Raw genomic sequence first — 6,000 nt, 5'->3', positions numbered from 1 at the left:
GGCGGACCGGCACCGCGACGAGGCGGGGCCGGTCCGAGGAAGACGGGACCGGCCCGCCGGGTCCCTATGTCCGCGGCCGCCCCGCGCCCCACCGCGCCGCCCCGCGCCGCGCCGCGCCGCACGCCGGCCACCACACCCACCACCCCACCCCACACCCCACCCACCACCCACACGAAGCGACGACCACCCACTGGTCGAACCCCCGCCACACCAGAACCCCGCCGACGCTCCGGGGCCACCTTCACCACGACGGCGGGAGGATGCGGGAGAGCGCGAGAGGGCGGCAGTCCTCTCGCCACGCGAACCCGCACGCTACGAAAGACGCTGGCGGAAACCGCTGCCGCCGTCGCGTACAGAGCGGCGACGGGCGGGCACAAAATGACCTCTCGCCGTGTCCTGGTTCTCGCTACCGTGGCGTGATGACGACACCCCCTGCAACGGGCCTCCTGCGGCTTGCCTTCGACGGCTTCCATCAGGCCCGAGCCCGGCTGGGCGAGTGCCTCTCCGCCCATGGCAACAGCGCGCACGCCGTCGCGATCCCCGCCGCTGAGACCATCTACTGGGCGTGCGTTCTCGACGAGCAGCTGACCTCCGACGGCGGCTACAAGAGCGTCCGGGGGAAGGCGACCGGAGACGTGATGCGGGGAGCGCGGTGGATACGCAACCGCGCGACTCACGCGCTGCCCCTCACGGTCCAGCGAACCGGCGGCCTCAGCCTCCCGATTCGGCTGCCGATCACCATCGAGCCCGTAGTCGTGCGCTGGCTTCGCGCCGACCTACTGCCTCCTGAGCCTCCGAAGTACGTCGACGGTGCCGGTCGGACGGCCTACGACAAGACCTTCGCCGACCGTCCCGTGAACGACCCTGTGGAGGACGTAGCGCAGTGGTTCGCGAACGAGCACGGCCGGCCCGGATCCCTCCTGCGCGGGCTGTAGCAGCGGCTCTCCCACGACCGAGATCATTGACTTCCCGCCCCGCGACGGTTCCCCTGGTCCCGTTGGCCGGTGTGCAGCAATCGGGAACCGAAAGTTCAAGACCGCGGCATAGGATTGGGGTGGGCGGGACCGCTCCTGGATATGCCGCGCCGATGCTCCCGCGCCGAGGGGGAAGTTGTGCAGTTCATCATTCAGCCCCACGGTCAACCCGTGCACACGGGTCCTGAAGCCGTCATCCTGGAGCCCGACGGCTGGAACGATTTCGGCTATCACACCAGCTTCACCCTCTGGCACCGCACCCCCGCCAGCCTGTTGAACCTCGGCTATGTCAGGGTGGCCGTCGCCGGGCAGGAGCCCGGTCCCAGCCCTCTCCGGCCCGGCGTCTACGATGCTCTCCCATCCGGCGAAATCTTCTCACTCGGCCAGAGCGATCTCTACTACGACAAAATCAGGAAACTCGGCACCGTCCGACGCCTCATGATCCTCGAAGGACTCGGCGACGTAGCTCTCTCCCCAACCCATTTCGACGCCGCGCTGCGCCATGATGTGACGCGTAGGTCGCTACTGCGAGGCGTGGAAGAGCAGACGGTACGGGTGCAGTTCCACCGCATCGCGAACGGAGGGCTGCGCCTGAGCGAGTACCGGTTCAGCTATCTCGCTCCCGGCCAGGACGCCGACAGCACCATGCGGTTCGATGTCATCCCCGAGTCCCGGCCGTCCAGCAACGTTCATGTCGTGGTCGGCCGCAACGGCGTGGGCAAAACCACCCTGCTGCGACGGCTTGCCAACGCAGTCGTGCGTCCGGATCTCCATACGCGGTACGGGCACGTGACGATGGGCCCCACTTCCACCTCTCAGGTGGGTGAACCGTTCGTCAACGTGGTCGCGGTGACCTTCAGCGCATTCGACCCGTTCACGACCGTCGAAAGCCTTGCCCGCCCTGGTGCTCCGCTCCCTCCCGGCACGGCGGACTACACTTATGTCGGCCTCCACCCCTCGACGCAGCGCACCGGCGGGCTCGATGCCTCACAGCATGAACGGCTGAGGTCGGACTTCCACAAAGCCCTTCATCAAGTGGGCGCGTCGGCCCACTTCAGGTCGTGGCTCATCGCGATGTTGACCCTCGGCCGGGACCCTCAGTTCGCTGATTCGGCGATGGCGGTCTACGCCCGAGGCATGGCTGTCGGCTCGAAGATCAGGGCCTCTGACCTGGAGCGTCTGATCGATGCCTTCGCTGGGTTGAGTTCGGGGCATGCCATTGTGGTGCTGACCATGACGGAGCTCGTGAACCGGGTGGCTGAGCAGTCTCTGGTTCTGGTGGACGAGCCGGAGACGCACCTGCATCCTCCGCTGCTGGCGTCCTTCGTCCAGGCGTTGTCAGATCTGCTCACCGAACGCAACGGCGTCGCGGTCATGGCCACTCACTCGCCCGTGGTCCTCCAGACGGTGCCTCGTTCCTGTGTCTACAAACTGATCCGGCGGGGCGAGTCCATCCGTGCGGAGCGACCACTCATCGAGACGTATGGCGAGGGCGTGGGCGTGTTGACCCACGAGGTCTTCGGGTTGGAGGTGATGCAGTCAGGGTTCTACGCAGAGGTCACCAACGCGGTCGCCCAGTTCGACACATACGAGGACGTCCTCGCCTACTTCTCGGGCCAGCTCGGCAGTGAGGCCAAGGGCCTGGTGCACGTGCTGCTGGCCGAGAGATACGAGCGGCCGTGATGTGGCCCTTGAAGATTCCGCTGCTGGAGCCGACCCGTACCTATCTGGCCTGCGTGGGAACGAGCCGAGACATGGCACGCCGCGAGTTGCTGGTCGGTGCGGGGGCAGCGGTGCGGAAGGCCGGCCAGGCGCTGCGCCGAGCCGCGGCAGACGGAACCCTGCACGGCCTGGAAGGGGACGAATTCACCGTCGAGGGGATCTGCACGAAGGACTTCGTGGACTGGGCCTACGAGAACGGCATGCAGACGGTCGCAGGTAAGAGAATCCGCGACGCTCTGATGGCCGCCCCCGTCGACGAGCGATGCCCGCTGTGCTGGGTGGGCGCCGTGACGCAGCTTGACCACGTCATGCCCAAGAGCGTCTTCCCCGCGCTATGCGTCGATCCGCTGAACCTGGTGCCGGCGTGTGCGTACTGCAATCTGATCAAGGGGGACACCAAGCCGCAGTCCGCCGAGGACGCTCTCCTGCACCCCTACCTGGACCGGATATCCCACACCCGGTGGCTGCACGCCCGAACGGTTTGGACGCCCATCGGGGTTCGGCTGGAGTTCTTTGTCGCCCCACCCGACAGCTGGGACCCCACCCTCGTCTCCCGGGTCACCCGCCAGTTCACGCTCCTCAATCTCGGCACGCGCTACGCGCAGCACGCGAATCGCACGATCACCGACGTCAACCAGATGGTGACGAGACTCCGGGTCCGCGGCGGTGCGAACGTCGTGCGCAACTACCTCCTAGGGGAAAGCGAGACCCGGTTCGCCGCCGACGCCAACAGCATCGAAGGCGTCACGTACGTGACCCTCTCCGCCGACGACGCGTACTGCCACGGCCCCTCGGCCACCCACACCGCCTGAGACCGCAGTCGGTGGGCTCTCCAGGGCGCGGCACCGCATGGGGGGCCGGCCCCTAACGCCGCGGTCCTCGGCGTCGGTGACGTCCTCCCGATGGCGCCGTACGCCGCGCCGGACCTGCCGCCGGACAGGGGACTTCTCCCACCCTGGAGAGGGATAGGTGTCTGCCGGACAGCGGACAGCCTGTCAGCGGGCCTCCGTACGTTCACCACCATGTCTGAACCACCGCCCCACCAAGCCGCCGCACCCTCCCGGACCGGCTCGTCGTCGGTGCCCCGTCCGTGGCGCTGCGGCGGCCCCGCAGAGCCCAGCACACCGCCCTCGGCCATCGCCCGCGCCGAGCCGGCTCCCGGTTCACCGCGCCGGGGGCGTGGCCCCATGGGCGCTGCCGAGCACAGGAGCCTGGGCATGGAGCTGGGCGGGGTACTGCGGCAGGTTGCCGCCCGCTACCACCGGGCCGGGCCTCTGGCGGGCCGGCTGGTCACCGATGCGCGGTTCCTCGCCCGCAGCGCGTTCGGTGGCCAGTGCCCGGTGCCCGTGCGTATGGCCCTGTACCGGCCGATGGCCGGTACGGACCCCCGCCTGATCGTTGTGGACGACACCGGGAGCCGTTGGGTCCTCAGCCTGACCGCGCGCTACGACGGCGCCCCCTACACGATCACGGGCTTCCACCCCGGACTCTGATCAGCACCCTCAACCCTGACCGCTCCCGCCTGCCGAAGAGGACGTCATCACCGTGACCGAGATCAAACGCGCCTTCCGCTTCGCCCTGGACCCCACCCCGGCCCAGATCGAGATCCTCCAGCGCTACGCGAACGCCTCCCGCTGCGCCTTCAACTTCGCCCACGCCTACATGCTCGCCCATCACCATGCCTGGCACCGCGGCCGGAACGTCCTGATCGCCACCGGCATGGACAAGGCCGAGGCGACCAAGATGGCACCCCGGGTGACGATGCCCCGCCGTGACCGGTCCCAGGCATTCTGGCGCGAGACCCGCGGGCAGGGGTTCATCGGACCGCTGCGTGAAGGGGCGGAACGCTCCGATCCGTACCGGTGGTGGGAGAGGGTCAACAACCGCGCCTACTACACCGCGTTCGAGGACGCCGCGACCGCCTGGAAGAACTACCTGGACTCGGCCGCGGGCCGCCGGGCGGGCGAGCGGGTGGGGCTGCCCCGGTTCAAGGCCAAGGGCCGCTGCCGGGAGTCCTTCCGCCTGGTCCACACCACCAAGAAGCCCGACATCCGCTTCACCGAGCATCGCCGCCTGCGGATCGCCGGCGGGGTCGGTCAGCCCGCGTTCACCGTCCGGCTCCACCAGCGCGCGTCCCGCCTCATCGCTCTCATCGACACCGGGAAGGCGGTGATCACTTCCGTCACCGTCGCCAGAACCGGACACCGCTGGTACGCGTCGGTCCTGTGCACCGTCGACCAGGAGATTCCCGACCAGCCCGCCCGCCGGCAGCGCCAGGCCGGCCGGGTCGGCGTCGACCTCGGCGTGAAAAGCCTCCTCGCCCTCACCGACCCCCTCCACCTGGACCCCGGCACGCCCGCGGCCACCGTGATCGGCAATCCCCGCCACCACGACGGCACCGCGCGCAAACTCGCCCGGGCGCAGCGCCAGATGGCCCGCCGCCACATCAAGGGCTCCCGGCAGCAGTCCAAGGGCTTCCAGGAGGCCAAGGCCCGCGTGGCCAAGCTCCAGGCACAGCTCGCCGCCCGCCGCGTCACCGGCCTGCACCTGATCTCCAAGCGGCTCGTCCAGCAGTACAGCGAGATCGCGTTGGAGACCCTCAACACCAAGGGCATGACCCGCTCCGCCAAAGGCACCCTCGACCGGCCCGGCCGCAACGTCCGCGCGAAAGCCGGCCTCAACCGGGCAATCCTCGACGCCTCCTTCCGCGAACTCAACCGCCAGATCGAGTACAAGGCCCGCTGGCACGGCGTCCAGATCGCCCGCGTCCCCACCTTCTTCCCGTCCTCCCGCACCTGCTCCGCATGCGGATGGACCAACACGACACAAACACTGAAAGACCGCACATTCCACTGCCAAAGCTGCACAATGGTCCTCGACCGCGACACCAACGCGGCCCGCAACATCAAGAATCACGCCGTACCCGTCCAGTGACCTGGACCAGTCCCCTGGAAGAGGGGCTGTAACGCCCGTGGACTGCCACACCGGGCGGCCTCACCGCCGCCCACCCGGCAGAACGAAGCGGGAAGGCCCTCACCAGGGCCAATCTGAGGGGAAAGCCCTCAGCCACCCCACATATCCACAGTGCGTGCAATGCCGGAATCGGCGGAACCCATCAAAAACAGGGCCCACCACTCGCAAACCAGCAGCTCAACAAGCCCGGCGCCCACGCGTGCAGGGGTGGTCCCGCGTACGTGGAGTTCGGGGAGGACGCGGCGATCCGGCGCCCACGCGTGCAGGGGTGGTCCCATGGCGGCCGACTCGGCCAGGACCTTGATGTCCCGGCGCCCACGCGTGCAGGGGT

General features: G+C 68.7%; 5 protein-coding genes and 1 CRISPR repeat array (1 of these 6 cut by a window edge). All 5 genes read left to right on the top strand.

The window, feature by feature from the left end; genetic code table 11:
* The first annotated feature begins 419 nt into the window (after nt 1-419).
* The 5 genes from ABZ873_RS07520 (at nt 420) to ABZ873_RS07500 (ending at nt 5,630) form a co-directional block, all read left to right on the top strand.
* Complete coding sequence (locus tag ABZ873_RS07520) at nt 420-935, top strand: hypothetical protein (protein ID WP_360866666.1); 516 nt, start codon at nt 420-422, stop codon at nt 933-935.
* A 177-nt stretch (nt 936-1,112) separates the two neighbouring features.
* Complete coding sequence (locus tag ABZ873_RS07515) at nt 1,113-2,657, top strand: AAA family ATPase (RefSeq protein ID WP_360866663.1); 1,545 nt, start codon at nt 1,113-1,115, stop codon at nt 2,655-2,657.
* Between the two features lie 8 nt (nt 2,658-2,665).
* Nucleotides 2,666-3,508, top strand: coding sequence for an HNH endonuclease signature motif containing protein (locus ABZ873_RS07510; protein ID WP_360866660.1), 843 nt, complete (start codon nt 2,666-2,668; stop codon nt 3,506-3,508).
* A 405-nt stretch (nt 3,509-3,913) separates the two neighbouring features.
* Nucleotides 3,914-4,189, top strand: coding sequence for a hypothetical protein (locus tag ABZ873_RS07505; protein WP_360866657.1), 276 nt, complete (start codon nt 3,914-3,916; stop codon nt 4,187-4,189).
* A gap of 52 nt (nt 4,190-4,241) precedes the next feature.
* Nucleotides 4,242-5,630 (top strand): RNA-guided endonuclease TnpB family protein, encoded by a 1,389-nt coding sequence (locus tag ABZ873_RS07500; RefSeq protein ID WP_360866654.1) that lies wholly within the window; start codon nt 4,242-4,244, stop codon nt 5,628-5,630.
* Between the two features lie 225 nt (nt 5,631-5,855).
* Nucleotides 5,856-6,000: direct repeats of the CRISPR family, unit length 29 nt; unit sequence CCGGCGCCCACGCGTGCAGGGGTGGTCCC (it continues 185 nt past the right edge of the window).

Source organism: Streptomyces sp. NPDC047014, assembly GCF_040644195.1.
In the GTDB taxonomy this organism is placed as follows: Bacteria; Actinomycetota; Actinomycetes; order Streptomycetales; family Streptomycetaceae; genus Streptomyces.
This window is presented reverse-complemented; position numbering and strand designations above follow the sequence as displayed.